Below are 26,254 nucleotides of genomic sequence, written 5' to 3' on the forward strand. Positions count from 1 at the left end.
TTTAAGTCCCCCGCCCGCAGCGGCTCCGGGTATCTGCGCAGAGCCGGCGCAACGGACATGATTTCAGGGAATTGGCAGCGAGACCGTGCCGGGCGAGGTGACTTGCGCCCGCAGTTCCTGGCCGCGCCCCGCCGCACTCGCCGCCGCCAGCGGCCGCACGCGGATCCAGTCGCCCGGCCCGCCCGCTTCCAGCGCCATGCCGGGCTGGGTCACGGTAAACCCCTCCCCGGCCACCGCGATGGCCACCGCATCGCCGCGCCGGATCACCGGCGCGATCGGGACATCGGCAGCAGCCGCCGCCGGACGGCGCACCGGCACGAATAGCCGCCAGCCTCCGACATCGCCGCATTGCACGACCACGCTGTCCTGCCCGCCATCGCGCGCGCTTCCCCGCCAGGACAGCGCCATGCCGCTATGGCAGGGTGCCAGCCGCAAGCGGCGGTCGACCGGCCCGAGAGCACCGCCGATCTCGCCGATCGGCATGCCGGTAAAGGCCGCGACCTGACGGTCGATCGCATCGAGATCGGCAAAACCGCCCGAGGCGGCAGCGGCAAGGGCAAGCATGGCAAGGGTCATCGTGGCGGGCGTCCGTCGCTGGTCTGTTCGCCGGCGCGACGCAAACTTCGTGCCACCCCTGCTGGCGCCTCCCGTGGAGGCGCCTGCCTCGTTTGCACCTCCTGTGGAGGCGCGTCGAAGGCGAGCGCCGCGCGCAAGGGCGCCACTCCGGGCCCCGGGCCCGGTTCGATGACGATGCGCGCCGAAGCCAGGGAACCGCCCTGCTCCCGCACCAGCGCCGCAGCCGTTTCCAGTGCCTTCGCCTCGGCACCGGGACCATAGGCCAGGGTCACGGTCAATTGCTGGCGGGGATCGCGCGGCTGGCTCTCGAGCCAGCGCGCCAGCGGCGGCGCCCCCGGAGCGGCGATATAGAGCGCCAGGGGCTCGCCCTGCGCGGAAGGCGCTTGGGGGTGGGCGCTATCGGGGGAAGCCGTATCGGGGGGGGCGGTTTGCGTTTTCGCGTCCGTGCGCGGCGGCGCCGGCCGATGCGCCAGGGCCGCCGCCATCAGCATGAACAGGATCAGCGAGAGATCGGCCAGCGACGTCTGCCAGCTCGTCGCGGTGCGCGCGCTCACCAAGGCCATTCTCCGTCCGGCCGGCTTTCCTCGCCGTCCCCCAGTTCCACCTCGGCCGCCGGTTCGGGCGCACCGCCGGGCACGGCCTCCATCGCCGCCGAGACCTGCGAAGCCCGCGCGGACCGCGCGCTGCTGGGCAGCGCGTCGATCACCTGTGCCTCCAGCCAGTCGAGCACGCGCTGACGCTCGTGCTCTTCCTCCACCGCCCGGCGCGCGACCATCCGGGCCAGCGGGGCAAACACGATATTGCCCAGCAGCAAGCCATAAAGCGTGGTCAGCACCGCCAGCGAGATCGCCCCGGTGAAGTCCCCCTCCGCCGCGGCGCCGGTCGGCAACTGGCTGAGCGAGACCAGCGTCCCCGCCAGCCCGAACACCGGCGAAAGGTCCGCCGCCTGGTTGAGCGAACGCACCGCCCGCTGGGTCGCCTCGACGCGGCGCTGCTTGTGGAGCGCATGGGCGACATGCAGCGCCTCGATCGAGCGCTTGCCGATCAGCAGGCTGGTCGCCTCGTCGAACTCGGCGTCGCCGGTCCGGTAGGGCTCGGTGCGGATCACCCCGTCGCGCTGCATCTCCTGGATGTGGACGGCGAGGCCGGTCCGCGCCCGCGCCGCCGAGAAACGGCGCCGGAACAGCCCGCGCAGCGCCCTGCAGGCGGCCAGGCTATCGGCAATCCCGCAGCGCAGCAGGGTCGCCAGCACGGTGCCGCCGACAACGATCACCGCGCTGGTGGTGTCGAGCAGGTTATGCGGATCGATCACGCGCCCATTCTCCCTTCGAGGCAAAGAACGGCACGCCCCGGCAGGTTTCAGGCGGAGGCGGCGATTTGCCGGAACCGGCAAGCGCTTGCCGCCCCGCCGCCGCGCCTTCCGCCCGCTGCCGCCCGGAATCCGGCGATCCGGCAACTGGCACGCCCCTTGCTGTGAACGGGGCCCACGCCTTGAGGAGCCAGTCACGATGCCGCAGGACCTGTTCGGGATTCATGCCGAGGCGCTGGAGCTGCGCTCCCGGCGCATGGGCCTGATCGCCTCGAACATCGCCAATGCCGCCACCCCCGGCTACAAGGCGAGGGACATCGACTTCACCGCCGCGCTGAAGTCCGCCGAGGCCGGCGGCCCCCTCGCCGCCGCCGCCGACCGCGCCACGCAGTTCCGCGTCCCGGTCATGCCCTCGCTCGACGGCAACACGGTAGAGCTCCAAAACGAGCAGATCGCCTTTTCCGAAAACGCGGTGGGCTATTCGGCCACGCTGCAATTCATCCGCGCCCGCGTCGACACCGTGACGCGCGCCTTGAGGGGCGACTGACGATGGCGGGCGAACGGGCAGGCGGCGGGCAGGTAAGCGGAGGGCAGCCGCCGATGACGATGTTCGCGCTCGCGCAGCGGGCGATGTCGGCCCAGCTCGTGCGCATGAACGCGGCCGCCTCGAACCTGGCCAACGCGGGTTCGGTCGCGGGCAGCGAACAGGGGGCCTACAAGCCGATCCGCGCGGTCTTTGCCGAGGACCTCGACGCCGCCAGCGGCCTCGCCTCGGTCGATGTCCAGGCGGTCCAGCGCGAGCAGGCCGCCGCGGTGCGCCAGCACAGCCCCGGCCACCCGCTGGCCGATGCCAACGGCGACGTCTGGGTCGCCCCCGTCGACGAGAATGCCGAGATGGTCGAGATGCTCGAAGCCTCTCGCCAGTACCAGAACCTGGTCGAGGCCCTCTCGACCGCCAAGCAGCTCATGCTCGACACCGTGAGGATGAAATGACCGTCACCACCATCACCAACACCTCGGCCGCCTCGACTTCGGCCGCCAAGACTTCTCTGGCCGACCTCGACCAGGGCGATTTCCTGAAGCTGATGATGACCCAGATGCAGCAACAGGACCCGTTCAACCCGATGGACCAGACCGAGATGCTGGCGCAGATGGCGCAGTTCTCCTCGCTCGCCTCCACCACGACGATGGCGGACACGCTGAGCACGATCTCGTCCAAGCTCGACACCCTGGTCTCCGCCCAGACCGCCACCCAGGCCTCGCTCGCCGAACTGGTGAGCGCGGCGACGGCGAGCGCAGACACCGGTTCCGGAGACACGGGTTCCGCAGACACCTCTTCGGCCGCCGCCTGACCCCCCTCTTCGCAGGAGACCACGATGTCCTTCTACACCTCGCTCACCGGGCTCAAGAACGCCCAGACCGACCTCTCGGTCATCGCCCACAACATCGCCAACTCGGAGACCGACGGCTTCAAGAAAAGCGATGCCTCGTTCGCCGACATCGTCTCGGCCTCGATCCTCACCGACCCGGCGCTGACCGTGGGCATCGGCGCCCGCGTCTCCTCGATCAAGCAGGAGTTCTCGCTCGGCCCGATCGAACAGACCGGCTCGGCGCTTGACGTCGCCATCAACGGCGAGGGTTTCTTCACCGTGGTCTCGCCCACCTCCGGCCAGACCGAATATACCCGCGCCGGCTCGTTCTCGGTCGACGGCAACGGCTACGTCAAGAACGCGCAGGGGTCGCGGCTCCAGGTCTTCCCGGTCGATTCCACCGGGGCGATCTCCTCGACCACGCTGCAAAGCGCGCAGATCCCCTCGACCAACACCGCCGGCTCCGAATTCGCGGGCGTCACCATCAGTTCCACCGGGCAGGTCGTCGCCACTTATGCCGACGGCTCCAACACCACCGTCGGCGTGCTGGCGCTGGCCTCGTTCATCGCCCCGACCGGGCTCAAGCAGCTGGGCAATGCCAGCTGGAAGGCCACCGGCATTTCCGGCGCGGCCACGTACGGCCAGCCGGGTTCGGGGCTCTACGGTTCGCTGCTGGCCGGATCGCTCGAACGTTCCAACGTCGATCTGGCCGAGGAACTGGTCTCGCTGATCACCGCCCAGCGCGATTTCCAGGCCAATGCCAAGGCCGTCGATACCGCCACGCAGATCTCCCAGACGATCATCAACTTGCGCACCTGACGCGGGGCCGCTGAACCATGGACCGCCTGATCTATACCGCCGTCTCCGGGCTCAACGCCTCGCTCAACCGCGAGCGGGTGACCGCCAGCAACATGGCCAATGCCCAGACCATCGGCTTCAAGTCGGAGATCCTGCAGGCCACGCCGATGACACTGGAGGGCCCGCAACTGGAAGTGCGCGCGCTGTCCGGCACCGCGGTCACCGGGGCCTCGATGAAGCCGGGCGAGATCAACCGCACCGGCCATCCGTTCGACGTCGCGCTGCAGGGCGAGGCGCTGCTGGCGGTGCAGGCGGGCGACGGACAGGAAGTCTACACCCGGCGCGGCGACCTCTCGATCACCGCGACCGGGGTGCTGCAGAACGGCGACGGCCTGCCGGTGATCGGCGATGCCGGGCCGATCTCCATCCCGCCCGGCGGCACGGTGACGATTGCCGAGGACGGCGGCATCCTCGTTGCCGACCCGGCGACGCCCGACCAGCCGCCGCAGCGGGTGGACCGGCTGAAGCTGGTGAGCCCCGCCGGCAGCCAGATCGCCAAGGACCTCGAAGGCAATTTCCGCGTGATCGGCGGCGCCCCGGGGGGAGCCCTGCCGATGGATGAAAATGCCCAGGTAATTCCCGGGGCTCTCGAACAGTCCAACGTCAACCCTTCGGAGGTACTCGTCGAGATGATCTCGGCGCAGCGCCTCTTCGAAATGCGCACCAAGCTGGTCGAGACCGCCCGTCAGGTCGACGAGGGCGGTGTCCGGCTCATGCGCATCGACAGCTGAGGATAGCAAGCCATGCCCAGTTCCGCACTTCAGGTAGCCCGTACCGGTCTCGAGGCCCAGGACACGCGCATGCGCGTGATCGCCAACAACCTCGCCAATGTCTCGACCACCTCGTTCAAGCGCGATCGCGCCAACTTCGCGACGCTCGCCTACCAGGACGCGCGTGTCGCCGGCGCCCAGTCGTCGACCGAGACGGTCTATGCCACCGGGCTCAACCTCGGCACCGGGGTCGCCGTGCAGTCGACCTCGCGGATCGACACGCAAGGCTCGCTGCAGACCACCAACAACACCTTCGACCTTGCGCTCGACGGCGACGGCTACTTCCAGATCAGCCTGCCCGGCGGCCAGCTCGCCTATACCCGCGCGGGCAATTTCACCCGCTCCTCCGAAGGCCAGCTGGTGACGACACAGGGATACGTGGTCCAGCCGCCGATCACCGTTCCCGAAGGCGCGACCTCGGTCACCGTCTCGCAGGACGGCACCGTCTCGGCGCAGCTCGCGGGACAGGCCGACCCCAGCCAGCTCGGCCAGATCACCATCGCCAGCTTCACCAACCCGGCAGCGCTCCAGGCCGCCTCGGACAACTTCCTGCTCGAGACCGCCGCCAGCGGCCCGGTCCAGCTGGGCATCGCCGGGCAGGACGGACGCGGCCAGATCCGGCAGGGCATGCTGGAGGCCTCGAACGTCAACGTCGTCGAGGAACTGGTCGACATGATCGAGACGCAGCGCGCCTACGAGATCAACTCGAAGATGATCTCGGCGGTCGACGAGATGCTGCGCAACGCCAACCAGACGCTGTGACGATGGCCGCGCGCGCCCTCCTGCTGGCCGCATCGGCGCTGGCCCTGCTGGCCGCTCCGCCTGCCCTTGCCCGCAAGAAGCCCAGGCCGAGCGGGTTCGAAGCGACCCTTCCGCCCGCCGCCCTGCCGCCCGCCACTCTGCCCTCCGCAATGCCGGGCGAGGCGAGCGGCGGCATCTTCAACGTCTCCGCCGGCTATGCCCCGCTCTACAGCGGCACCCGCGCCGCGCGCATCGGCGATCCGGTGACGATCCTGCTGGTGGAGACGACCACCGCCGCCAAGACCGTCAGCTCCAAGAGCCAGAAAGGCGGCAGCGCCGCGATCACCCCGCCGACCGCGGGGCCGCTGTCCTTCCTCAATCCCAACGCGCTTAACGCCGGCTCCACCTCGTCGTTCAATGGTCAGGGCAATGCCGCGCAGACCAGTACGCTGGTCGCCACGCTGTCCGTCACCATCGCCGAAGTGCGTGCCAACGGCACCGCCCTCGTCAAAGGAGAGAAGAAGATGCTGGTCAGCCAGGGCGACGAATGGGTCCGCTTCTCGGGCATCGTGCGCCTCGCCGACATCGACGCGGACAACCAGGTCGCCTCGACCCGGGTGGCCGACGCGCAGATCGAATATACCGGCAAGGGCGCGATCATGCGCGCCGGGCGGCAGGGCTGGCTCGGCCAGTTCTTCAACATGATCTCGCCGTTCTGATGCTCCACGATCCCGATCTCCCCCCGATCCCGCCCAGCCGGCTGGTCACCGTGTCGGTGCCGGTGCTGCTGCTGCTCGGCATGATCGCACTGATCGCCTTCCTCGCCCCCGTCCACGCCCATGCCGAGCGGGTGCGCGACCTCGGCCAGTTCCAGGGCGTGCGCCAGAACCAGCTGACCGGCTACGGCATCGTGGTCGGCCTGCCCGGCTCGGGAGACGACAACCTCGAATACCTGACGCAGGCGATGAAGGGGGTGTCGGGCCGCATGGGCCTGACCCTGCCCGCCGGCGTCTCGCCCGGCCTCAAGAACGCCGCCGCCGTCATGGTCACCGCCGACCTGCCCGCCTTCGCCAAGCCGGGCCAGCGCATCGACGTGACCGTCTCGACCATCGGCAAGGCCAAGTCACTGCGCGGCGGCGCGCTGATCATGACCCCGCTCTACGGGGCCGACGGCCAGATCTACGCGATGGCGCAAGGCAACCTGGCGGTGGGCGGGCTCGGCATCTCGGGCAAGGACGGCTCCAACGTCACCGTCAACATCCCGACCGTGGGCCGCATCGCCGAGGGTGCCAGCGTGGAGCGGGCGGTCGCCACCGGGTTCGACAGCAATGCGGTGCTGCGCTGGAACCTGTTCGATGCAGACTTCCTCACCGCCGCGCGGGTGCGCGATGCGATCAACCGCCGCCTGCCGGGCACGGCCTCGGTCGAGGACGGGGTGACGCTGGCGCTGCGCCTGCCCCCCGAACCCGACACCCGCGCCAGCGTCATGGCCGCGATCGAGATGATCGACGTCGACCCCGCCGAGACCCCGGCGCGGGTTGTCGTCAACAGCCGCACCGGCACGGTCGTCATCAATTCCGCCGTGCGGCTCTCGCCTGCCGCGATCAGCCACGGCAAGCTCACCGTCAGGGTCGAGGAACGCCCCACCGTCGTCCAGCCCGCGCCCTTCAGCCAGGGCAGGACGGCGGTGGAGCAGAACTCCACGCTCTCGGTCGACGAGGAAAAGCGCGCGGTCATGCTGTTCAAGGGCGGCGCCTCGCTGGCCAAGGTGGTCGACGCGCTGAACCTGCTCGGCGTCACCCCGTCCGACCTCGTGGCGATCCTCGAAGCGCTCAAGCAGGCGGGCGCGCTCAAGGCGGAGATGGTGGTGATATGAGCATGATCGCGCCCCCGCTTTCCGGTCTCACGCCGCCTCCTGCCGCCAGCGACCGCGACAGGCTGTCCGCCACGGCAAAGCAGTTCGAGGCGATGTTCGTGCGCCAGATGCTGGCCGCCGCGCGCAAGGCCGATTTCGGCGGCGATGCGCTGTTCGGCAGCCAGGCGCTCGACACCTTCCGCCAGATGCAGGACGAGCATTTCGCCGACGTCACCGCGCAGAGCGGCACGCTGGGCCTTGCCGCCATTCTCGAGGCGCAGATGGCGCGGTTCCTGCCCGCCACGCAGAACGGCACCGCACCTGCGCCCACCCCCACACCCACAGCCGCGCCCACACCCGCGTCCACACCCGCGCCAGCCGGAGAGGGAGCCGCATAAGCCATGGCCGCCGACCTCATCGCCATCGCCAATTCGGGCGCCCGCGCCGCCCGGGCGGCGCTCGACATCACCGCGCAGAACATCTCGAACGCCTCGTCCGACGGCTATGTCCGGCGCAGCGTCTCGCTCGCCGAACTGGCGGTCAATTCGGTCAGCGCCGCGCCCACCGCGATCAACCTGGCGGGGGTGCGGGTTGCCGGCATCGTGCGCAACGCCGACATGTTCCGCCAGTCGGAAGTGCGCCGCACCGGTGCCGACGCCGCCCGCGCCGATGCCGAAGTGCAGGGGCTGGAGAACGTCGAGGCCGCGGTCGAGCAGACCGGGGTCTATACCTCGATCGTCGATTTCGAGGCGGCGCTGAAGCAATTGCTGTCCGATCCGGTCGACGGTTCGCTGCGCGCCTCCGCGCTGGAACAGGGGCGCACCTTGGCCCAGACCATCAACACGGCCGCCTCCAGCCTCGATGCCGCCGGCGAAGGGCTGCGGTTCGAGGCGCAGGACGGGGTCGACCAGGTCAACACGCTGGCCGCCGAACTCGCCCGCGTGAACTTGCGCCTCTCGCGCGCGTCGGATTCGTCGAGCGACCAGTCGAGCCTGCTCGACCAGCGCGATTCGCTGCTCGAGAAGATCAGCACTTACGTCGATACCTCGACGACCTTTGCCGGCGACGGCACCGTCGAACTGCGCCTGGGCGGCAGCAGCGGTCCCGACCTCGTCAGCGGCGGCACCGCCACGAGCCTGGCCATGGCGACGGCCAGCGACGGCACCCTGACCTTCACGCTCGGCGGGACAGCGGCGGCTATCGCCTCGGGCTCGATCGCCGGCAAGAACCAGGCGCTGGCCGAACTCGCCAACGTGCGCGGCCAGCTCGACACCATCGCCGCCGGCATCATCACCGCCGTCAACGGCGCGCAAGCCTCGGGCGTGGACCTCAACGGCAATTCCGGCCAGCCGATGTTTTCCGGCAGCGATGCCGCCAGCATGGCCATCGCCCTCGCCAGCGGCAGCCAGATCGCCACCGCCCCGGCCGGCGCCGGCGCCAACAGCCGCGATGCATCCAACCTCGAGGCCATGCGCAGCGCCCTCGACAGCGCCGACCCGGCGGGCGGCATGAACTCGCTGCTGTTTGGCATTTCCAGCGCGGTGGCCGGGCGCAGCGTCACTCGCGATGCGCTCCAGTCGATCGCCGGCAGCGCCAAGGTCGCGCTGGAGGCGCAGTCCGGCGTCGATCTCGACCAGGAAGCGGTCAACCTCACCCGCTTCCAGCAGGCCTACCAGGCCAATGGCCGGGTCATGCAGGTGGCCTCCGACATCTTCGATTCCATCCTCTCGATCCGCTAGTCCGACCGGAGCCCGCGCCATGTTGTTCACGTCATGACGATCGTCTCGACCAGCACCGCCGCCTTTTTCGAAAGGTCGCGCCGCGACATCAAGGACTTGCGCACCCAGGCCGAGAGCTACCAGTCGCAGCTGTCGAGCGGGCAGAAGATCGATCGCTCCTCGGACAACCCGGTCGCCGCCTCGCGGCTGCGCACGCTGTCGCGGCTGGAGGCGCTATCGGACATCGACCAGAGCACTGCCGAGCGCGCCAATGCCGACCTTTCGCTGGCCGATTCGGCGATGTCGGACATGGCGGATGCGCTGATCCGCGCGCAGGAACTGGCAACGCAGGCGTCGAACTCCACCTTGTCCGACGACCAGCGCAGCTCGATCGGCGCCGAACTCGACCAGATCTTCACCAACCTGCTGGCACTCGCCAATGCCCGCGATTCCAACGGCCATGCGCTGTTCGGCGGGGCCAGTTCGGGCGATGCCTATTCGCTCGATGCCGCGGGCAACGCGGTCTATGTCGGCACCGCCAGTTCGGGCACCCTGCCGCTGGGCGAAGGGCAGAGCGTCACCCGCTCGATGACCGGGCCGGAATTCCTCTCCTTCACCGGCTCGGGCGGCAGCGCGACCGACCTGCTCGCGGTGGTCAGGAACGTTGCCGAGGCACTGCAGGGCGCCGCGAGCGATCCGACCGGCGCTGCCGCCGCCGCGCTCACCGACCTCAAGACCGGGCTCGATTCGCTGACCACCGGGCAGACCGTGATCGGCACCCGGCTCGCCTGGATCGAGGTGACCGGCGATCGCCGCACCGACCTCTCGGCGCTGCGCTCGACCGAGGAATCCGACATCGGCGCGGCGGATCTCGCCACCACCATCGCCCAGTTGCAGGAGACCATGACCGTGCTGGAGGCCTCGCAAGCCACGTTCGGCAAGCTCGCCTCGCTCAACCTCTTCAGCCAGCTCGGCTGATTTCACGACCCGGCCAGCGGGGATGGCCGGGTTTCCTTTCGGGGGGACACGTTAACCATGTTCGCAATCATCGGCGTCGTCATCCTGCTGGTGATGGTATTCGGCGGCTTTGCCATGACCGGCGGCGCGCTCGGCCCGGTCATGCACGCGATCCCGCACGAGATGCTGATCATCGGCGGCGCCGCCATCGGCGCGATCGTCACCGGCAACTCGATGCACGAAATCAAGGCGCTGGGCGGGGGCCTGGGCAAAGTGTTCAAGGGCCCGCGCCACAACAAGCAGGACCATGTCGACGCCATCATCCTCACCGTCAGGCTGATGAAGCTGCTCCGCTCGGAAGGCCCGGTCGCGCTCGAAAGCCATGTCAACGAGCCGCAAAGCTCCACGCTCTTCGCCGAGTTTCCCCGGCTGCTGGCGAACGAGGCGCTGGTCCACCTGATCTGCGACACACTGACCCTGATCGTCGTCTCCTCGGGCACGCTGGAAGTCCACGCGGTCGAGGATGTCATGGACAATGCGATGAAGACCCATTTCCACGAGCATCACGAGCCGCAGCACGCCTTGCAGAACCTCGCCGATTCGCTGCCCGCTCTGGGTATCGTCGCCGCCGTGCTGGGCGTGGTGAAGACGATGGGCTCGATCGACAAGCCGCCCTCGGTGCTGGGCGGGATGATCGGCTCGGCGCTGGTCGGCACCTTCATGGGCGTGCTGCTCGCCTATGGCATCGTCGCGCCGATGGCGGGCCGCCTCAAGCAGATCAACGAGCAGGACGAGCAGATCTTCCAGGCGGTGAAGCAGGTCATCATCGCCAGCCTCCACGGCTGGCCGCAGCCGCTGGTGGTGGAATCGGCGCGCTCGGGGCTGGGCCATGCGTTCCGCCCGGGCCTGTCCGAACTGCTCGACGCCATGCGCGGGCGCTGAGAACACCGGATGGCCAGCAAGAAACCCAAGGAAGCCCCCAAGCCGATCATCGTCAAGAAAGTGACGGTGGTGGCCGGCGGCCATCACGGCGGCGCCTGGAAAGTCGCCTATGCCGACTTCGTGACCGCGATGATGGCGTTTTTCCTGCTGCTGTGGATCGTCGGCGCCACCACCGAAAAGCAGCGCAAGGGCATTGCCGACTATTTCTCGCCGACGCTGGTGAAGACCAAGCAGGGCAGCGCGGGTTCGGGCAACGGCCTGCTCGGCGGCTCGTCGCTGACCGAGAAGGACAACCTGCCCCATGCCGGGGGCACCGGCACCAAGACCATCACTGTCCCGCGCGACACCACCGGCGGCAACCGCGAGGGCGGCACCAAGATCAAGCGGGTCTCGCGCGCCAAGGAGGCGCTGTCGCGCAAGCTCCAGTCGACCGAGGCCCTGCGCCGTCTCGCCAAGAACCTGCGCATGGTCGACACCACCGAGGGCGTGCGGATCGACATGGTCGACGATGCCGACTTCTCGATGTTCCAGCTCGGCACGACGATCCTGACCCCGCAGGCGCTCCAGTTGCTGACCGCGATCAGCGAGGCGGTGGGGCCGGACGGCGGCGCCCTGACGATCCGCGGCCACACCGACGCGGTCCCCTATCGCGACGGGGTTCCCGGCAACAACTGGTCCCTCTCGGCCGGGCGCGCCGAAGCCACCCGCCAGCAGCTCATCCGGGACGGCGTGCCGGCGGACCGTTTCAAGCGCATCGAAGGCGTCGCCGACCAGGAACTGCTGATCCCGCAGGACCCCCACGACCCGCGCAACCGCCGCATCTCGATCACGCTTGCCAACTAGGCGGCTAGGCGGCGGCCCCAAGGCACCGGGCTGGCCACCAGATGGAGGCGCCAGATGGACCAGAAAGACGGGCCAGCGACCTAGGCCGCTTCCAGCACCATGTTGAACGGTCCTTCCGTCGCCCGGCGCACGCTGCCAAAGCCCGCCTCGCGCATGATCGCGGCGATGCGCGCCTCGCCCGCCTGCGCGCCGAGCCCCTCGCCCACTTCCTGATCGAGCGAGGTCGGCACGCAGATCATCGTCGAGGCATTGTAATAGAGCCGCCCGACCGGGTTGAGGTTCTGCTCCGGGCTGTCCCCGGCGATCGGCTCCACCACCATCCAGTGCCCGCCCGGCGCCAGCATGCCGCGCACATGCTGCGCGCAGCCGCGCGGATCGCCCATGTCATGCAGGCAATCGTACATGGTCACGAGATCGAACCCGCTCTCGGCGATCTCCTTGGCACTCGCGACTTCGAAGCGGACGCGGTCCTCCATTCCGTGCGCGCGGGCATGGCGCCGCGCCTCGGCGATCGAGGGTTCGTGAAAGTCGAAGCCGACGAACCGGCTCTGCGGCCAGGCCTCGGCCATCAGCAGGGTGGAGAAACCGACCCCGCAGCCGACGTCCGCCACGTTGGCCCCGGCCTGCAGCCGCGCTTCCACCCCGTCGAGCGCCGGGATCCAGTTCTGGACGATGTTGTTGACGTAGCCAGGACGGAAGAAGGCCCCGGTCGCGCAGAACAGGCACCCGGCATGGTCGCCCCAGCGCACCCCGCGGCCGTCGCGGAAGCACTGTTCGACGCGCGGCTCGGCCTCGATCATCGCCGCCACCAGTTCATAGGCTCCGGCAAGGTAGACCGGGCTGTCCTTCACGACAAAAACCATCGCCTGTTCGCGCGAGAGACTGAAGCGCTCGCTCGCGGGATCGTAGTCGACATAGCCGCCCGCCGCCTGGGCCAGCGCCCATTCGCGCACGTAACGCGGATGCAGCCCGCCCGCGCGTTCGGCCAGTTCCGGCGCCGTGGCGGGCGATCCGGCCAGGGCCTCGAACAGGCCGAGCCTGATGCCGATTCGCACGGTCGGCACGCTCATCGCACCGCCAAGGTCGCCCAGCATCTTGCCGATGAAGGCGTGCAGCTTCGCTTCGTCGATCCGGTCAGACATGGTGGTTTCCCTCTCGCTTGCGGTTTTCACCGAGGCCCACCCCACGAGCGCGAGAGTACCACGGGATCGCCGCCGCCGCGAATCGCCCGAAAGGGCCCGGCGGCAGGGGAACACCCGCCGGGCCCTGGGCAGGCCGGTCCGTGGGGACCGGCCCGGTTCACGCAGGCTTGGAGCCGTTTCCGACCAGGTGATTACACCTGATCGGACAACGCCTTAACGCAGCAGCGAGAGCACGTTCTGCTGGCTCTGGTTGGCCTGCGCGATCATCGCGGTCGAGGCCTGACTGAGAATCTGCGCCTTGGCCATCTGGGTGGTTTCGCTCGAATAGTCGGCATCCTCGATTCGCGACCGTGCGTCCGAAAGGTTCGTCACGTTGTTGGTGAGGTTGTTGATCGCCGATTCGAGGCGGTTCTGACCGGCGCCGAGCGAGGCGCGGGTGGCGTTGACGTCGGCCAGCGCCGCATCGACGTTGTCGATCGTGGTCGAGGCCGCCGTGGCCGTGGTCACGTCGAGCGCCGAAGCGTCGATGTTGGTGCCGTCGATCGCCGAGGAGGTCAGGGTGATCGTCTCGCCCGAATTGGCACCGGTCTGGATATCGAACGTCACGTCGCTGCCCGAACTGGTGGAGAACAGCGCGTTGCCGTTGAACTTGGTCTGCGAAAGGACGTCGCTGATCTGGCTGGTGAGCGCGGTGACTTCGGACTGCATCGCGGTGCGGTCGGACGACTGGTAGGTGCCCGAGGACGACTGGACCGCCAGTTCCCGCACGCGCTGGAGCATGTTCGAGACTTCGGAAAGCCCGCCTTCCGCCGTCTGCGCCAGCGAGATGCCGTCATTGGCGTTGCGGATGCCCTGGCTCATGCCGCGCACCTGCGCGGTCATCGAGGTGGCAATCGCAAGACCGGCGGCATCGTCCTTGGCCGAGTTGATTCGCTTGCCGGTCGACAGGCGCTCCATCGCGGTGCCCAGCATCTTGTTGGCCGTGTTGGATGCGTTCGACGCCTTGATGGCGCTGATATTCGTATTGATAACAGACATGTAAATGCTCCCGTTGCGTGTCCCGAAGTTTGAAACAGCCCTGATGCCGGCCCATCCGGCACGGCTGTCGGACCCTAGACCGGCAAGCGACCGGCAAAATTAAGCCGCCTGCTTGCCGGATGCTTGCCGCAGGCCGGCAAAAAGACCGGCGATCCCGCCGCTTCGCGGGGCAAAACTACGGGGGGCTACGGGGACTTAAATTTTCGAAGGGTTCGCCGTTTGGGACCCATACCATCCCTTGGAAGAACATTAATTCCATGGGGAAACCGGAGACATGGCCGAACAGGCTTTCGACACCGAATTCGAGCGTCGCCACGGCCCTCTGGCACGCCGTGCGGCGATCATCACGGCCTCGCTGCTGGACCCGGACGGCGTTGTCCTGAGCGACGCCGCGACAGGCACCGGCCACCGCGAGGCGGCGATGGCCTCCGGTGCCCGTCAGGTCCGCCTGGCACGGGGACAGGCCCCCGCCTTGTCGCGCGCGGCATCCGGCGCCATCGCCGTGACTTATGCCGACCCGGTGAGCGAGGCCTCGCTGGCGATGCTGCTGGCGGCGATGTCCGGCCCCGAGGCGCCGATCGCCGCCGATCCGGCCAGCCTCTCGATCTTTGCCCTCGCCAGCCGCCTGGCGGCGAGCGACATCCCGGTGCTCATCAACGGCCCCACCGGCACCGGCAAGGAAGTGCTCAGCCGCTTCATCCATGCCCGCAGCAGCCGTGCGGGCGGGCCGTTCATCGCGGTCAACTGCGCGGCGATGCCCGAAACCATGCTGGAGGCCATGCTGTTCGGCCACCAGAAGGGCGCCTTCACCGGCGCCACCCAGTCGAGCGAGGGCTTCATGCGCGCGGCCGACGGCGGCACCCTGCTGCTCGACGAGATCGCCGAGATGCCGCTGCCGCTCCAGGCCAAGCTGCTGCGCGCGCTGCAGGAACAGGAAGTCGTGCCGATCGGGTCGACCCGGCCGATCAAGGTCGACATCCGGGTGATCGCCTGCGCCAACCGCGACCTGCCCACCGAAGTGGCCGAAGGGCGCTTCCGCGCCGACCTCTACTACCGGCTCAACGTCTTCCCGCTGATGCTCGATTCGCTGCGCGAGCGGCCCGACGACATCGCCCCGCTCGCCTTCGCGATGGCCCTGCGCCATGCCCCCGATCCGGCGCGGGTGCCGTGCCTGTCCGATTGCGCGATCGCGATGCTCAAGCTCCATGCCTGGCCCGGCAACGTGCGCGAACTGGAAAACGTCATGCGCCGCGCGCTGCTGCTCGCCCACGGACGGCCGATGATCACCCCCGAACACATCGTGTTCGACTGTCCGGCCCGCCTGCTCGGCCCCGCCCTGCCCGGCGCATCCATCCCCGGCGCCTTCATCCCCGGCGTGCCGCTCATCGCCGACGACGACGCGGGCCCGCGCCGCCTCTCCAGCATCGTCCAGATCTCCGAGGCCCGCGCCATCGTCGAGACGCTGGAAGCCTGCGGCGGCAGCCGCGTGCGCGCCGCCCGCGCGCTGGGCATTTCCGAACGCACCTTGCGCTACCGGCTGGCCTCGCTGCGCGAGGCCGGCATCGAGATCGGCCGCAACGTGGTGACGCCGCTGTCCGGCGTGATCGCCAGCCGCGCCGCCGGAGGCGGCAGATGAGCGCGATCTCCGGCCTCGTCGGAAGTGCTGCCGGCAATGCCGGCGGCATCCAGCAGATCATGGCGATGCGCCAGCAGATCATCCAGCGCAGCGACCTGCTGCAACAGATCCACGCCGCGCAGGAGAGCGCCCAGACCGCAACCGCCAGCGGCACCGCCAGCGGTTCCATCCCGCTCGACAGCCCCGCCAACGGCTTTGCCCAGAGCCTGCACAACGCGCTCGACGGCGTGAACGGCGTGCAGTCCAGGGCCGAGGCCCTGACCGACGCCTACCAGAAAGGCGAAGTGACCGACGTCGCCAAGGTCATGCTGGCGCGGCAGGAGGCGGGGGTCGCCTTCGAGGCCACGCTGCAAGTCCGCAACAAGCTGCTGTCCGCCTACCAGGACATCATGCGGCTGGGGGTCTGACTGAACCATGGCCGATCCCGCCGTTCCCGACATCCCCGGCGCCGCGGGCGGGCCTGCGACTTCCGGGCAGCTGCCGGCTCCGCAATCGCTGTTTGCCCCCTTCGCCGATCCCCAGGGCGGGCCGGTGCTGACCCGCATCGGCTCGTTCACCGCCCAGCCCGCCGTGCGGCGGATCATGCCCGCCTTCGTCGCGCTGGCGGCGGTCGGCGGCGCCCTGCTGACCTGGGACGCGATGGCCCCCTCGCCGCAGCGGATCCTCTATTCCCAGCTTGGCGATGCCGACCGGGCCGGCGTCGCCGCCGCGCTCGACCAGGCGGGCATCGGCTACCGCATCGAAAACGAGACCGGCGCGCTGACCGTGGCCGAGGGCGATTATTACCGCGCCCGCATGCTGGTCGCCTCGGACGGGGCACTGGCCACGCCGGAAAGCGGCGACCAGCTGCTCGACAAGCTGCCGATGGGGGCCAGCCGCACACTGGAGGGCGAACGCCTGCGCGCCGCACGCGAACACGACCTGCAACTGACCATCGCCGAGATCGACGGCGTCGAGGGCGTGCGCGTGCATATCGCCGAAGCCGAGAAATCGGTCTTCGTGCGCGACAACGTGGCGCCCTCGGCCTCGGTCATGGTGCGGCTGAAGCCGGGACGGCAATTGGCGGACAGCCAGGTCTCGGCCATCGTCAACCTGGTCGCCGGATCGATCCCCGGCCTTTCGCCCGACGCGGTGCGGGTGGCCGACCAGCACGGCCGGTTGCTGTCGCGCGGCGGAACGGGGGGCGGATCGGGGGGCGGAACGGGGGGCGGCGTCGATTCCGACCGGCTCGACCTGCAGTCGCGCATGGAAGCCAAGCTGCGCGACCAGGTCAGCCAGTTGCTGATCCCGATGCTGGGAGAACCCAATTTCACCACCCAGGCCCAGGTCGAGCTCGACATGGCCGACGTGACCCAGGCCCGCGAAAGCTACGACAAGGACGGCGTCGTGCGCTCCGAGACCCAGCAGCAGTCGCAGCAGTCCGGCACCGGCCCGGCCGCCGGCGTTCCCGGCGTGCTGTCCAACACCCCGCCGCCGCCCACCCAGGCCCGCCCCGGCGCCCCGCAGGGCAATGCGCCCGCACCCGGTGCCGCCCCCGGAGCTCCCCCCGGAGCTCCCCCCGGTGCGACCCCGCCGCCGACCAACGGCGAAAGTTCCTCCAGCCGCATGTACGAACTGGGGCGCGAGGTCTCGGTGTCGAGCTCGCGCCCCGGCGGGGTGAAGCGGATCTCGGTCGCGGTCGCGATCAGCGCCGCCGCGCTCAAGAGCGCCAAGCCGCAGGACATCCAGGACATCCAGGCGCTGGTCAGCGCCGCCGTCGGCGCCGATCCGCAGCGCGGCGATCAGGTCAAGGTGGTCATCCGCGCCTTCGACGCCGCCGCCCCCGCCGCCAAGCTGGCCTTCTACGAGACCCCGTGGTTCGCGATGCTGGTGCGCAACGGCGCCGCCGTGCTGGCGGTGCTGCTGGTGCTGCTGATCGGGGTCCGGCCGATGGTGCGGGCACTGCGCGGCGAGCGCGCGGGCGGCACCAAGGGCAAGCGCAAAGGCAAAGCCGCCAGGGGCAAAGCCGCCGCCGACGACGAGGACGAGGATGACGGCGACGGGGTCGACATCCTCCCCCCCACCGAAGGGGCACGCCCGCTCGGCCGGCAGGCGATTCCCGCAGCCGGGGTGATCGACATGGACAGCGACGTGTCGCGTTCCGACCTGCTCGCCCGCCAGGTCGACCTCGCGCAGCGCCTCGTCGCCGAAAAGCCGGACAGCGCCGTCGCCGCGCTGCGCCAGATGATCAACGATCCCGGCAGCGACGAAACCAAGGCCGCCTGATGGACGAGCCCGCCTCCCTGCTGCCCGCCGACAATGCCGCGGTGATGATGATGCTGCTCAACGACGAGCAGACCTCGCACATCCTCGCCGAGCTCGAACCCGACGAACTGCGCCGCCTGGGCGAGAAGATGTGCGCGCTGGGCGAGATCGGCCCCGAACTGATCGCCGAGGCCATTGCCGGTTTCATCGAGAAGACCGAGGCGCTCGGGCTTGTCGCCCATGACCGGGTCGGCCAGGTCCGCACGATGATCACCCGCGCGGTCGGCGAGGTGAAGGCCGAGAACCTGATGAGCCGCATCGTCCCCGAGGCGCCGCGCCACTCCAGCCTCGAACTGGCGCGCTGGCTGACGGCGGAATCGCTGATCCCGCTGGTGCGCGACGAGCATCCCCAGGCGCTGGCGGTGCTGCTGGTCCAGCTCGACCCGGACATCGCCGCCGCCGTGCTCCATGCCCAGCCCGAACCGGCGCAGTCCGAGATCGTCCACCGCGTCGCCACGCTCGGGCCGATCTCGCCGCAGGCGCTGGTCATGCTGGAGGAACTGCTGGCGCGGCGGATCACCGAGTGCCACGGCCAGCGCCCCTTCGAGGTCGGCGGCGTGCGCGAGGCGGCGGGCATCGTCAACGGCGTCGGCAAAGTCGTCGAGAAACGGGTCATGGGCGAGCTGGTCCGCCGCGACAAGGTGCTGGCCCGCCAGATCGAGGACGAGATGTTCAAGTTCGAACACCTCTTCGTGCTCGATCCCAAGTCGATGGGCACCCTGCTGCGCGACGTGCCCAGCGAAGTGCTGATCGATTCGCTCAAGGGCATCAGCGAGGAGGAGCGCGACGTCTTCTTCCGCGCCATGTCCTCGCGCGCGGCGGACGGCGTGCGCGACGAGATCGCCGCGCGCGGCCGCACCAGGCTGGCCGACGTGGTGATCGCGCAGAAGGAAGTCGTGACCATCGCCCGCAAGCTCGCCGCCGACGGCGCGATCGTGTTCGGTTCGGGAGACGACGACTATGTCTGACCTCGGCTTCTCGCTGAAAGGGTTTCCCGGCGCGGACCGGGCGCGCCCCGCAGGCTCGGTCGCGCAGCTCCTCGCGGCGCTGGCCCGGCCAGCCGCCTTCCGTCCCGATGCCCGCTTCGGCCCCGCTGGCGCGGGCGCCGAGGAACCCGCCGCGCCGCAACCTGCCGCCGAGCCGGAAGCCGACCGGCCCGACCCCGTGGGCGAGGCCTTTGCCCAAGGGTTTGCCGAGGGCCACCGCCAGGCCAGCCTCGAGGCCGGGCACCGCGCCGAGATCGACGCCCGCGCGCGCGAAGATCTGTCCCTTGCCTTCGCCCGGATCGACAGCCAGCTGGAGGAGGACTTGCGCCTGCGCCTGCGCGACACCGTGATCGCGCTGTGCGAGGCCGCGATTGCCCCGCTCGCGCTCGACGCCGAGGCGCTGGCCCGCCGGGTCAGGGTGGCCGTGGCCATGCTGGCGCGCGCCGACGACGAGCGGGTGATCCACCTCCACCCCGACGATCTGGCCGCCATCGCCCCCCGGCTCCAGGCCGATTGGGCGGTCGTGCCCGACCCCGCGCTCGAACGCGGCACCGTGCGCATCGAGACCGCCAGCGGCGGGGTCGAGGATGGCCCGGCGACCTGGCGCCGTGCCATCGCCGAAGCGCTCGACCAGTGCTGAGCCTGTTCGATTCCATCCTGTCCGACTGTGCCGCCGAGCCCATCGACCTGGCGCCGCGCCGGTTCGGGCTGGTTGCCGCCTGCGACGGCGGATTGCTCGAAGTGAGCGGGCTCTCGGTGCCGGTCGGGGCGATGTGCCGGGTCTCGCATGGCCCCCGCGCCTCGCTGGCCGCCGAAGTGATCGGCTTTCGCAACGGGCGGACGATGATGATGCTGCTGGGCGACACCATCCTGCTGCGGCCCGGCGCCCGCGTCTGGGCCGAAGGACGCCCCGGGCTGCTGCCGGTGGGCGAGGCGTTCCTCGGCCGCGCGGTCGATGGCGAGGGGCTGCCGATCGACGGCGGCTATCCGATCCACACCCGGAAGGAATGGCCCGCCGGCGGCGTGCGCACGTCCGCGCTGGACCGCAGCCCGGTCCGCCTGCCCTTCGATACCGGGGTGCGCGCGCTCAATGCGCTGACCACGTTCGGCGTCGGCCAGAGGATCGGCATCATGGCCGGATCGGGTGTCGGCAAGTCGGTGCTGATCGACATGATCGCGCGCGGCGCGGCGCGCACCGGCGGCGCCGACGTGGTGATCGTCGGCCTGATCGGCGAACGCGCCCGCGAAGTGTCGGACTTCGTCGAGCGGCACATGCATGCCGAGAAGAAGGAGCGTACCGTGGTCGTGGCGGTTCCCGCCGACCATGCGCCGAACCTCAGGCTGCGCGGCGCCCTGCTGGCGACCGCGATGGCCGAGCATTTCCGCGCCAGGGGCCTTCGGGTCCTGCTGATCATGGACAGCCTGACCCGCGTCGCCCACGCCGCGCGCGAGATCGGCCTGCTGCTGGGCGAACCCGGCGCGGCCCGCGGCTATCCGCCCTCCGCGCTCGCGACGATCACCAAGCTGGTCGAGCGCGCCGGCAATTCGGCCGCGAGCGGCGGCTCGGTGACGGGTCTCTACACGGTGCTGGCCGATGGCGACAACCAGGACGACCCCGTCGTCGACACCGCCCGCTCGATCCTCGACGGGCACATCGTGCTGTCGCGCGATCTGGCCCAGCGCGGGCAATATCCGGCGGTCGACATCGCCGCCTCGCTGAGCCGGGTGATGAACGACATCGTCCCGCCCGATCATCAGGCGCTGGCCCGCCAGTTCCGGGCCTTGTCGGCCAGCTACGAGGCCAATCGCGACCTCGTGCTGATGGGCGCCTACCGCGCCGGGGCCGACCCGCAGCTGGACCGCGCGATCGCCATGCACCGCGCGCTCAGCGGTTTCCTCGGCCAGCCCGCCGGGGACGTCGTCGACCTGCCCACCAGCACCGCGCAGCTTGCCCACCTGCTGGCGGCATGAACGCCGAGCGCCAGCGCCTGCTGCGCCTGCGGCGGCTCGAGAAGATCCGTGCCGTCGCCAGGCAGAATGCCGCGCTGGAGGCCGCACAGGCCGAAAGCACGCTGACACAGCTGCGCGGGCTCTGCGAACGCACCCGGCGACTGGCCGAGGACTACGGCCAGCGCCGCGAGATGGCCGACGGCGCGGCGCTGCACCAGGTCGGGCGCTTCGCCAGCGGGCTGGCGGCGATCTCGCGCAGCACCCAGGGCGACGCGCAGCGTGCGCAATCGATTGCGGACGCCAAGCAGCTGCAACTGGCCGAGGCCGAACGCCGCCGCGCCGCCATCGAGGAACGCGCCGCCTTGCAGGAACGGATGATCGCCAAAGCCGGTCAGGTGCCCTCGCTGGCGGCGCGTCGCCCATCTGGCACGGGACTTGAATAGTCCCCGGCAACGCATCCGCTCGCGCGACTGGAGGACTTCACCGGCATGACCCCGCTTTCCGCCCCTACCGCTTCCGGCGCCGCCACCGCCAGCCTCGGCACGCGTGCCGGACCGGCCCCCGAAAGCGGCGGTTTTGCCGCCATTCTCGGCGGCGCCGAAGCCGGCCTGCAGGCGATCGCGGGCGGCATCGGGAGCGGGAGCAGCATCGGGAGCGGCAAGCCGACCGGCAAGGATTTGCCGGTCCTGCCTGCAAAAGCGGCTGCAAACGACGTCACCAAGGCGCAAGGCGAGGAACCCGGCACGCGGGAAAGCGGCGCGGTGCAAGACATCCCCCGCCTTGAACCGCTTGCCCCCGAACCGCTGGCTGCCGATCCGATGGCCCCCGATCCATCCCCGCTGGCGGCCGCGATCGCCGCGCTGGCGCTGGTGCCGAACCTTGCCGCGACCGCAGCGTCCGCGGCCCCGCAAGGCAGCGACGCACGCGCGATCTCGCCCTCGGCCGAGCCCCGGCCTGTTCCCGCACTGGCAGTGCCCGCGCTGCCTGCCGCCGTGCCTGCCGGGACGCCGTTGTCGAGCGACCCGGCACTTGCCCCGGCAACGGGTGAACGCGCCCCGGTCGCACCGAAGGCTGTGGCTCTCGCGGCGATCGAACTGGTTCCCGTCGATGCGGCTGCGGACGATCCGGCCCCTGCAAATCCGGCCCCCGCCAATCCGGCCCCCCCAAATCCGGCAAACCGCAACCCCACCGCAGCGCCAGATAGCCCGGATGAGACCGCCTTGCCGACGGACAAGGCCCCGGTGGCCGCCGGGGGTCTGGCCATGAACGCCCGGATAGTGCCGGCCCTGCGCCCCTCGCCGCTTGCGGGACAAGACTTCGGCAGTACCGGCAGCAGTACCGGCACCAGTATCGGCGCCCATCCCGCGCCGGCAACGCTTTCCCTGGCGACAGACCCGGCCGCGCCCACCGCGGGCGGTACCGGCACTCCCGCCTTAGCGCCGCCCCCGGATTCGAGCGCCCGGCTGGCCGAGGCCCGCCGCAGCGCCTCCTATCCCTCTGGCAATTCCTCTGCCGATCCGCTGGCAGATCAACCCGCGCTCCCGGCCGCGCCGGTGACACTGGCGCAGAGCGCCCCGGACACCGTCGCCATCGGCGCCTCCGGCAGCAGCGCGGCCGCCCCTCCCACCTCCGCATTTACGCCCCCTGCCAGCGGCACCGGCGAAACCACGCAAGGCCCGCAGGACTTCGCCACCCTGGTCAGCAAGCTGGGCGAGGCGCGCGAGGCGGCCAGCCCCCATCTCGTGCGCACGGCGATCACCCATGGCGAATTCGGCCCCATATCGCTGCAGTTCCGGCATGAGGGCGGCGCCCTCAGCGTCACCATGGCCAATGCCGATCCGGCTTTTGCCAGCGCGGTCCAGACCGGCCTCGCCGCCACGCTGGCGGCGGGCGCCGGCAATGGCGCCCTTGCGGACGGCAGCGGCAACGGCAGCGGCGAGGCCCGGCAGGCCTGGCAACAGGCGTCTGCCAGCCACTCCGGGCCGGGGGCGACCGGTTCGTTCGGGGCAGATTCGCGCCAGAATCAAGATCGAACCGCCGCGCAGTCCGGAGCAAGGGACGAGGAGCGCGCCCGCCAGGGCAGCGCGGCGACCATCGTCCAGGCCTCCGGCGAGGCCAGCGGAAGCACCCGGCCCCCGGCCGCCGGACCCGGCCCCGGACCCGGCCGCAGCGGCATCTACGCCTGATCCGACCAGCGACGAGGGGCAAGCATTGTGAGCAAAAAGGCAGCAACCGAGAGCGAGGGCGACAAGAAATCCAAGGGCAAGCTCGGCCTGATCCTGGTCGCCGTGGGCATGCTGGCGGTGGGCGGCGGCGGCGCCTTTGCCCTGGTCGCCACCGGTGTGATCGGCGGCGGCAAGCACGAGGTGAAGGAAGACAACCGCCCGAAACTGGTGCGCAAGGGTGAGGCCGACCCCTTCATGCCCAAGCAGGAAGGCGGCGAAGGCGAAGGGGGAGGCGGCGAGGAACCCGAAGGCGAGGGCGGCGATCCCTATCGCACCGCCTACTACACCTTCACCGACGATTTCACCTCGAACCTCAAGGAATCCGACGCCCTGCTGCAGCTGAGCCTGGCCTGCTCGACCCGCTACGACGGGCGCGTGCTGCAGTGGATCAAGAAGCACGAACTGGCGATCCGCTCGGCGCTGCTGGCGATCATGGCCGATACCCCCGAGGACGACATCTACACGATCGAGGGCAAGGGCCGTCTGCAGAAGCGGATGACCGATGCGATCAACCGGGTGCTGATCCAGAAGGAAGGCGTCGGCGGGGTCGACAACGTCTATTTCCGCAACTTCATCATCCAGTGACCGCCACCATGGCCTCTTCCGCCCCCGCAACCCTCTCCGGCACGTACCGCAAGGCCGCGCATTGCACCGAGCTGCTGGGCAAGGCGCCGAGCCTGGCCGAACTGGTGCCCGCGCTCTCGCTGATCGGCGAGCGCCTGAGCCGCACGCTTGCCGCCGCGCTGGCCCGGCTTGCGGGCGGCGATCCGCCGGTGGTCTCGGCCGGCATGCCGATGGACGGCACCCTGGCCAGCCTGCAGGGCGACCTCGAGGGGCTCGCCGCGCATACGCTCATGGTGCTCGATCCCGGCGGCCTGCCGCTGCTGGCGACGTTCGAGGCCGAGACCGTGTTTCGCCTGGTGGACCGCACCTTCGGCGGCCGCGGCGTGCTGCCGGACCCGATTCCCGAGGCCTTCCCGCTTTCCGCGCTGCTGCTGGTCGACCAGATCGAGACCTGCCTGTGCCAGGCGCTTGGCGCCGCGCTGGAGGGGCCCACCCCCTATCTTGCCCGCAGCCTGCGCCGCGACACCAGCCTGCGCCAGCTCGATCCCTTCCCGCGCGGCGAGGACCTGCTCATGCTGACGCTCGAGGTCGAGGAAACCGGCTTTGCCCCCTGGTCGCTGCGGCTTTCCTTTCCGGTCGCGACACTGGCCGCGGTGACCCTGCCGCCGCGCCGTCCGGCCGCCGGCAAGGGCCGCGCCCAGGGCAGGCGCCCCCCCATGCGCCCTGATGCCCGCCGCGAACCATTTGCCTCGATCCCGGTCGAAGTCACCGCCCTGCTGGTCGACATGACCGTGCCGATGGCGCGCCTCTCCGCGCTCAGCCCCGGCGACGTGCTGCCGGTGGCGGTGGCGCGCAGCGTGCCGCTGCAACTGGGCGGGCGCACGTTTGCCACCGGAGCGGTCGGCGAGCTCGACGACCGTGTCGCCGTCCAGATTCAGATCGCGTTCTAGAACGGAAAGCCAAGCCCCATGAACATCCATCCCCGCAGTCTGGACTTCCTGCGCGACGTCGATGTCCGCCTTTCGGTGGAACTCGGGCGGACCCACCTGACACTGCGCGAAGTGCTGACGCTGGGGCCCGAGAGCCTTGTCGTGCTCGACCGCATGACCGACGAACTGCTCGACGTCATGGTCAACGGCAAGCCGATCGCCAAGGGCGAGGTGATCGCCCACAATGGCCGTTTCGGCCTGCGGATCGTCGAGATGACCGGGCACGAAAGCGACGGCGGCGCGGAAGGCGGCAGCCATGCGGGGGGGCATGCGGGGGGCCATGCGGGCGGCGAAACCGGCGATGCCGTGCTGCCCGATCCCGCCGCCTCGGATGCGGAGTAGGCGGCGATGGTCTGGTATCTGCTCAAGCTGATCCTGCTGCTGCCGCTGATCGGCGCCATGGCCTGGGGCTGCCTGTGGCTGGCGCGGCGCCTGCAGGAACGGGCCGGTAGTCCCGCCGCCGGGCGCTCGCTGCGGGTGGTGGAGACGCTGATGCTCTCGCCGACGCTGCGGCTGGCGGTGATCGAGTTCCATGGCCGCGAGATCCTCGTTTCCGCCTCGCGCCAGGGGCTGACCACGCTGGCCGAGGCCCCCGCCCGCCCCGCATCCACCCCGGAAGGCGCCGCCGGATCTGCCGCAGAGGTCGCGCCATGAAGCGGATCGCCGTCCTGGGCGCGGCGCTTGCGGCGCTGCTGCTGCCGCTGGCAGTCCAGGCCCAGTCCGCCGTGCAGTCCGCGGTTCCCTCGGCCGTTCCGGGCGCGCTCGACCGTGCCCTCGGCGCCATCGGCGGAACCGGCTCCGGCCCCGGCGGCCCTGGCATGAGCCTCTCGCTCCAGCTCCTGCTGATCATGGGGCTGCTGACCCTGCTGCCCACGCTGGTGCTGATGATGACCAGCTTCACCCGCATCCTCGTGGTGCTGGCGATCCTGCGGCAGGCGATCGGGCTCCAGCAATCGCCGCCCAACCAGGTGCTGATCGGGTTGTCGCTGTTCCTTTCGCTGTTTGTCATGTCGCCCACGCTGGAACGGGTCAACGCCTCCGCCATCGTCCCTTATGCCGCCGACCGGATCAATGCCCAGCAGGCGATCGCGGCGGCGGGGCGCGAATTCCACGCCTTCATGATCCGCCAGACCCGCGAGCGCGACCTCACCATGTTTGCCGACATGGCCCACAGCACCAGCGCGAACCCCGCCGGTCCCGGCGGCGGCCCGCGCTTTGCCAGCACCGCCGAGGTGCCGTTCTCGATCCTGCTGCCCGCCTTTGTCACCAGCGAGCTCAAGACCGCCTTCCAGATCGGCTTCATGCTGTTCCTGCCGTTCCTGGTGATCGACCTCGTCGTCTCCTCGGTGCTGATGAGCCTGGGCATGATGATGATGAGCCCGATGGTGGTCTCGCTGCCGTTCAAGCTGCTGCTCTTCGTGATGGTCGATGGCTGGGCCCTGCTGATGGGCTCGCTGGCGGCCAGCTTCGGCTAGCGGGGA

General features: G+C 70.0%; 31 protein-coding genes. 26 read left to right on the top strand and 5 right to left on the bottom strand.

Annotated features, from left to right (window positions below; translation table 11 throughout):
* Window positions 1-63 precede the first annotated feature (63 nt).
* Genes CA833_RS05150 through CA833_RS05160 form a run of 3 tightly spaced genes read right to left on the bottom strand, consistent with a single transcriptional unit; the run spans window position 64 to window position 1,888 of the window.
* Window positions 64-576, bottom strand: coding sequence for a flagella basal body P-ring formation protein FlgA (locus CA833_RS05150; RefSeq protein ID WP_142637187.1), 513 nt, complete (start codon window positions 574-576; stop codon window positions 64-66).
* Entirely contained in the window at window positions 573-1,130 is a 558-nt protein-coding gene (locus CA833_RS05155; protein WP_207079433.1) for a hypothetical protein, read from the bottom strand. The genes CA833_RS05150 and CA833_RS05155 overlap by 4 nt, the downstream gene beginning before the upstream one ends.
* Window positions 1,127-1,888 carry a MotA/TolQ/ExbB proton channel family protein gene (locus CA833_RS05160; protein ID WP_242526275.1) on the bottom strand — a complete coding sequence of 254 codons (762 nt, stop codon included), beginning with the start codon at window positions 1,886-1,888 and terminating at the stop codon, window positions 1,127-1,129. The genes CA833_RS05155 and CA833_RS05160 overlap by 4 nt, the downstream gene beginning before the upstream one ends.
* Before the next feature lie 196 nt (window positions 1,889-2,084).
* Here CA833_RS05160 and flgB point away from each other — a divergent pair, with 196 nt between their 5' ends.
* From flgB to CA833_RS05225, 13 genes are all read left to right on the top strand, one after another.
* A complete protein-coding gene (gene flgB, locus CA833_RS05165; protein ID WP_142637183.1) occupies window positions 2,085-2,432 on the top strand; it encodes a flagellar basal body rod protein FlgB in 348 nt (115 codons plus the stop codon).
* A gap of 2 nt (window positions 2,433-2,434) precedes the next feature.
* Complete coding sequence (gene flgC / locus CA833_RS05170) at window positions 2,435-2,878, top strand: flagellar basal body rod protein FlgC (RefSeq protein ID WP_370584549.1); 444 nt, start codon at window positions 2,435-2,437, stop codon at window positions 2,876-2,878.
* On the top strand, window positions 2,875-3,237 hold the full coding sequence (locus CA833_RS05175; RefSeq protein WP_207079434.1) for a flagellar hook capping FlgD N-terminal domain-containing protein: 363 nt from the start codon (window positions 2,875-2,877) through the stop codon (window positions 3,235-3,237). The genes flgC and CA833_RS05175 overlap by 4 nt, the downstream gene beginning before the upstream one ends.
* A 24-nt stretch (window positions 3,238-3,261) precedes the next feature.
* Window positions 3,262-4,074 (top strand): flagellar hook-basal body protein, encoded by an 813-nt coding sequence (locus CA833_RS05180; protein ID WP_142637177.1) that lies wholly within the window; start codon window positions 3,262-3,264, stop codon window positions 4,072-4,074.
* A gap of 17 nt (window positions 4,075-4,091) precedes the next feature.
* On the top strand, window positions 4,092-4,844 hold the full coding sequence (locus CA833_RS05185) for a flagellar basal body rod protein FlgF (protein ID WP_207079435.1): 753 nt from the start codon (window positions 4,092-4,094) through the stop codon (window positions 4,842-4,844).
* A gap of 12 nt (window positions 4,845-4,856) precedes the next feature.
* Window positions 4,857-5,645 (top strand): flagellar basal-body rod protein FlgG, encoded by a 789-nt coding sequence (gene flgG, locus CA833_RS05190; protein WP_142637174.1) that lies wholly within the window; start codon window positions 4,857-4,859, stop codon window positions 5,643-5,645.
* A 2-nt stretch (window positions 5,646-5,647) separates the two neighbouring features.
* Window positions 5,648-6,343, top strand: coding sequence for a flagellar basal body L-ring protein FlgH (locus tag CA833_RS05195; RefSeq protein ID WP_142637172.1), 696 nt, complete (start codon window positions 5,648-5,650; stop codon window positions 6,341-6,343).
* 80 nt (window positions 6,344-6,423) lie between these two features.
* Window positions 6,424-7,500, top strand: coding sequence for a flagellar basal body P-ring protein FlgI (locus tag CA833_RS05200; protein ID WP_142638093.1), 1,077 nt, complete (start codon window positions 6,424-6,426; stop codon window positions 7,498-7,500).
* A complete protein-coding gene (locus CA833_RS05205) occupies window positions 7,497-7,877 on the top strand; it encodes a rod-binding protein (protein WP_207079436.1) in 381 nt (126 codons plus the stop codon). Before CA833_RS05200 ends, CA833_RS05205 begins: the two co-directional genes overlap by 4 nt.
* A gap of 3 nt (window positions 7,878-7,880) precedes the next feature.
* The gene (gene flgK, locus CA833_RS05210; RefSeq protein ID WP_207079437.1) at window positions 7,881-9,218 is read left to right on the top strand and encodes a flagellar hook-associated protein FlgK; all 1,338 of its coding nucleotides are present in this window, start codon (window positions 7,881-7,883) and stop codon (window positions 9,216-9,218) included.
* A 33-nt stretch (window positions 9,219-9,251) separates the two neighbouring features.
* Entirely contained in the window at window positions 9,252-10,175 is a 924-nt protein-coding gene (locus CA833_RS05215; protein WP_207079438.1) for a flagellar biosynthesis protein FlgL, read from the top strand.
* A gap of 57 nt (window positions 10,176-10,232) precedes the next feature.
* On the top strand, window positions 10,233-11,096 hold the full coding sequence (gene motA / locus CA833_RS05220) for a flagellar motor stator protein MotA (RefSeq protein ID WP_142637164.1): 864 nt from the start codon (window positions 10,233-10,235) through the stop codon (window positions 11,094-11,096).
* A 9-nt stretch (window positions 11,097-11,105) separates the two neighbouring features.
* The gene (locus CA833_RS05225) at window positions 11,106-11,939 is read left to right on the top strand and encodes a flagellar motor protein MotB (RefSeq protein ID WP_142637162.1); all 834 of its coding nucleotides are present in this window, start codon (window positions 11,106-11,108) and stop codon (window positions 11,937-11,939) included.
* A gap of 80 nt (window positions 11,940-12,019) precedes the next feature.
* Here the strand turns inward: CA833_RS05225 and CA833_RS05230 are convergent, their stop codons facing one another.
* On the bottom strand, window positions 12,020-13,081 hold the full coding sequence (locus tag CA833_RS05230) for a trans-aconitate 2-methyltransferase (protein ID WP_207079439.1): 1,062 nt from the start codon (window positions 13,079-13,081) through the stop codon (window positions 12,020-12,022).
* A gap of 213 nt (window positions 13,082-13,294) precedes the next feature.
* Window positions 13,295-14,119, bottom strand: a complete 825-nt coding sequence (locus CA833_RS05235; protein WP_142637158.1) for a flagellin — start codon at window positions 14,117-14,119, stop codon at window positions 13,295-13,297.
* Between the two features lie 274 nt (window positions 14,120-14,393).
* Here CA833_RS05235 and CA833_RS05240 point away from each other — a divergent pair, with 274 nt between their 5' ends.
* Genes CA833_RS05240 through fliP form a run of 13 tightly spaced genes read left to right on the top strand, consistent with a single transcriptional unit; the run spans window position 14,394 to window position 26,248 of the window.
* Complete coding sequence (locus CA833_RS05240; RefSeq protein WP_207079440.1) at window positions 14,394-15,755, top strand: sigma-54-dependent Fis family transcriptional regulator; 1,362 nt, start codon at window positions 14,394-14,396, stop codon at window positions 15,753-15,755.
* Window positions 15,752-16,162, top strand: coding sequence for a flagellar hook-basal body complex protein FliE (gene fliE, locus CA833_RS05245; protein ID WP_207079441.1), 411 nt, complete (start codon window positions 15,752-15,754; stop codon window positions 16,160-16,162). The genes CA833_RS05240 and fliE overlap by 4 nt, the downstream gene beginning before the upstream one ends.
* A gap of 7 nt (window positions 16,163-16,169) precedes the next feature.
* Window positions 16,170-18,020: a flagellar basal-body MS-ring/collar protein FliF gene (gene fliF, locus CA833_RS05250; RefSeq protein ID WP_207079442.1), complete on the top strand. Its 1,851-nt coding sequence runs from the start codon at window positions 16,170-16,172 to the stop codon at window positions 18,018-18,020.
* A complete protein-coding gene (gene fliG, locus CA833_RS05255) occupies window positions 18,020-19,027 on the top strand; it encodes a flagellar motor switch protein FliG (RefSeq protein WP_207079443.1) in 1,008 nt (335 codons plus the stop codon). The genes fliF and fliG overlap by 1 nt, the downstream gene beginning before the upstream one ends.
* Window positions 19,020-19,685, top strand: a complete 666-nt coding sequence (locus CA833_RS05260) for a FliH/SctL family protein (protein ID WP_207079444.1) — start codon at window positions 19,020-19,022, stop codon at window positions 19,683-19,685. The genes fliG and CA833_RS05260 overlap by 8 nt, the downstream gene beginning before the upstream one ends.
* On the top strand, window positions 19,679-21,016 hold the full coding sequence (locus tag CA833_RS05265) for a FliI/YscN family ATPase (protein ID WP_207079445.1): 1,338 nt from the start codon (window positions 19,679-19,681) through the stop codon (window positions 21,014-21,016). Before CA833_RS05260 ends, CA833_RS05265 begins: the two co-directional genes overlap by 7 nt.
* A complete protein-coding gene (locus CA833_RS05270) occupies window positions 21,013-21,438 on the top strand; it encodes a hypothetical protein (protein WP_142637146.1) in 426 nt (141 codons plus the stop codon). The genes CA833_RS05265 and CA833_RS05270 overlap by 4 nt, the downstream gene beginning before the upstream one ends.
* 45 nt (window positions 21,439-21,483) lie before the next feature.
* Complete coding sequence (locus CA833_RS05275; protein ID WP_207079446.1) at window positions 21,484-23,181, top strand: hypothetical protein; 1,698 nt, start codon at window positions 21,484-21,486, stop codon at window positions 23,179-23,181.
* A 27-nt stretch (window positions 23,182-23,208) separates the two neighbouring features.
* A complete protein-coding gene (gene fliL / locus CA833_RS05280) occupies window positions 23,209-23,805 on the top strand; it encodes a flagellar basal body-associated protein FliL (RefSeq protein ID WP_242526276.1) in 597 nt (198 codons plus the stop codon).
* Window positions 23,802-24,734, top strand: coding sequence for a FliM/FliN family flagellar motor switch protein (locus tag CA833_RS05285; protein ID WP_242526277.1), 933 nt, complete (start codon window positions 23,802-23,804; stop codon window positions 24,732-24,734). Before fliL ends, CA833_RS05285 begins: the two co-directional genes overlap by 4 nt.
* Before the next feature lie 18 nt (window positions 24,735-24,752).
* Window positions 24,753-25,115, top strand: a complete 363-nt coding sequence (gene fliN / locus CA833_RS05290) for a flagellar motor switch protein FliN (protein ID WP_207079447.1) — start codon at window positions 24,753-24,755, stop codon at window positions 25,113-25,115.
* Window positions 25,116-25,121: 6 nt separating this feature from the next.
* Window positions 25,122-25,427, top strand: coding sequence for a flagellar biosynthetic protein FliO (locus tag CA833_RS05295; protein ID WP_207079448.1), 306 nt, complete (start codon window positions 25,122-25,124; stop codon window positions 25,425-25,427).
* The gene (gene fliP, locus CA833_RS05300) at window positions 25,424-26,248 is read left to right on the top strand and encodes a flagellar type III secretion system pore protein FliP (protein WP_142637134.1); all 825 of its coding nucleotides are present in this window, start codon (window positions 25,424-25,426) and stop codon (window positions 26,246-26,248) included. The genes CA833_RS05295 and fliP overlap by 4 nt, the downstream gene beginning before the upstream one ends.
* Window positions 26,249-26,254 lie beyond the last annotated feature (6 nt).

Origin of the sequence: Novosphingobium sp. KA1 (assembly GCF_017309955.1) — a bacterium.
In the GTDB taxonomy this organism is placed as follows: Bacteria; Pseudomonadota; Alphaproteobacteria; order Sphingomonadales; family Sphingomonadaceae; genus Novosphingobium.

What these genes read in the sequence shown, in the direction of transcription:
- CA833_RS05150 (WP_142637187.1), bottom strand. Translation starts at nt 576, where the DNA reads ATGACCCTTGCCATGCTTGCCCTTGCCGCTGCCGCCTCGGGCGGTTTT.
- flgB (WP_142637183.1), top strand. Translation starts at nt 2,085, where the DNA reads ATGCCGCAGGACCTGTTCGGGATTCATGCCGAGGCGCTGGAGCTGCGC.
- flgC (WP_370584549.1), top strand. Translation starts at nt 2,435, where the DNA reads ATGGCGGGCGAACGGGCAGGCGGCGGGCAGGTAAGCGGAGGGCAGCCG.
- CA833_RS05175 (WP_207079434.1), top strand. Translation starts at nt 2,875, where the DNA reads ATGACCGTCACCACCATCACCAACACCTCGGCCGCCTCGACTTCGGCC.
- CA833_RS05180 (WP_142637177.1), top strand. Translation starts at nt 3,262, where the DNA reads ATGTCCTTCTACACCTCGCTCACCGGGCTCAAGAACGCCCAGACCGAC.
- CA833_RS05185 (WP_207079435.1), top strand. Translation starts at nt 4,092, where the DNA reads ATGGACCGCCTGATCTATACCGCCGTCTCCGGGCTCAACGCCTCGCTC.
- flgG (WP_142637174.1), top strand. Translation starts at nt 4,857, where the DNA reads ATGCCCAGTTCCGCACTTCAGGTAGCCCGTACCGGTCTCGAGGCCCAG.
- CA833_RS05195 (WP_142637172.1), top strand. Translation starts at nt 5,648, where the DNA reads ATGGCCGCGCGCGCCCTCCTGCTGGCCGCATCGGCGCTGGCCCTGCTG.
- CA833_RS05200 (WP_142638093.1), top strand. Translation starts at nt 6,424, where the DNA reads ATGATCGCACTGATCGCCTTCCTCGCCCCCGTCCACGCCCATGCCGAG.
- CA833_RS05205 (WP_207079436.1), top strand. Translation starts at nt 7,497, where the DNA reads ATGAGCATGATCGCGCCCCCGCTTTCCGGTCTCACGCCGCCTCCTGCC.
- flgK (WP_207079437.1), top strand. Translation starts at nt 7,881, where the DNA reads ATGGCCGCCGACCTCATCGCCATCGCCAATTCGGGCGCCCGCGCCGCC.
- CA833_RS05215 (WP_207079438.1), top strand. Translation starts at nt 9,252, where the DNA reads ATGACGATCGTCTCGACCAGCACCGCCGCCTTTTTCGAAAGGTCGCGC.
- motA (WP_142637164.1), top strand. Translation starts at nt 10,233, where the DNA reads ATGTTCGCAATCATCGGCGTCGTCATCCTGCTGGTGATGGTATTCGGC.
- CA833_RS05225 (WP_142637162.1), top strand. Translation starts at nt 11,106, where the DNA reads ATGGCCAGCAAGAAACCCAAGGAAGCCCCCAAGCCGATCATCGTCAAG.
- CA833_RS05230 (WP_207079439.1), bottom strand. Translation starts at nt 13,081, where the DNA reads ATGTCTGACCGGATCGACGAAGCGAAGCTGCACGCCTTCATCGGCAAG.
- CA833_RS05235 (WP_142637158.1), bottom strand. Translation starts at nt 14,119, where the DNA reads ATGTCTGTTATCAATACGAATATCAGCGCCATCAAGGCGTCGAACGCA.
- CA833_RS05240 (WP_207079440.1), top strand. Translation starts at nt 14,394, where the DNA reads ATGGCCGAACAGGCTTTCGACACCGAATTCGAGCGTCGCCACGGCCCT.
- fliE (WP_207079441.1), top strand. Translation starts at nt 15,752, where the DNA reads ATGAGCGCGATCTCCGGCCTCGTCGGAAGTGCTGCCGGCAATGCCGGC.
- fliF (WP_207079442.1), top strand. Translation starts at nt 16,170, where the DNA reads ATGGCCGATCCCGCCGTTCCCGACATCCCCGGCGCCGCGGGCGGGCCT.
- fliG (WP_207079443.1), top strand. Translation starts at nt 18,020, where the DNA reads ATGGACGAGCCCGCCTCCCTGCTGCCCGCCGACAATGCCGCGGTGATG.
- CA833_RS05260 (WP_207079444.1), top strand. Translation starts at nt 19,020, where the DNA reads ATGTCTGACCTCGGCTTCTCGCTGAAAGGGTTTCCCGGCGCGGACCGG.
- CA833_RS05270 (WP_142637146.1), top strand. Translation starts at nt 21,013, where the DNA reads ATGAACGCCGAGCGCCAGCGCCTGCTGCGCCTGCGGCGGCTCGAGAAG.
- CA833_RS05275 (WP_207079446.1), top strand. Translation starts at nt 21,484, where the DNA reads ATGACCCCGCTTTCCGCCCCTACCGCTTCCGGCGCCGCCACCGCCAGC.
- fliN (WP_207079447.1), top strand. Translation starts at nt 24,753, where the DNA reads ATGAACATCCATCCCCGCAGTCTGGACTTCCTGCGCGACGTCGATGTC.
- CA833_RS05295 (WP_207079448.1), top strand. Translation starts at nt 25,122, where the DNA reads ATGGTCTGGTATCTGCTCAAGCTGATCCTGCTGCTGCCGCTGATCGGC.
- fliP (WP_142637134.1), top strand. Translation starts at nt 25,424, where the DNA reads ATGAAGCGGATCGCCGTCCTGGGCGCGGCGCTTGCGGCGCTGCTGCTG.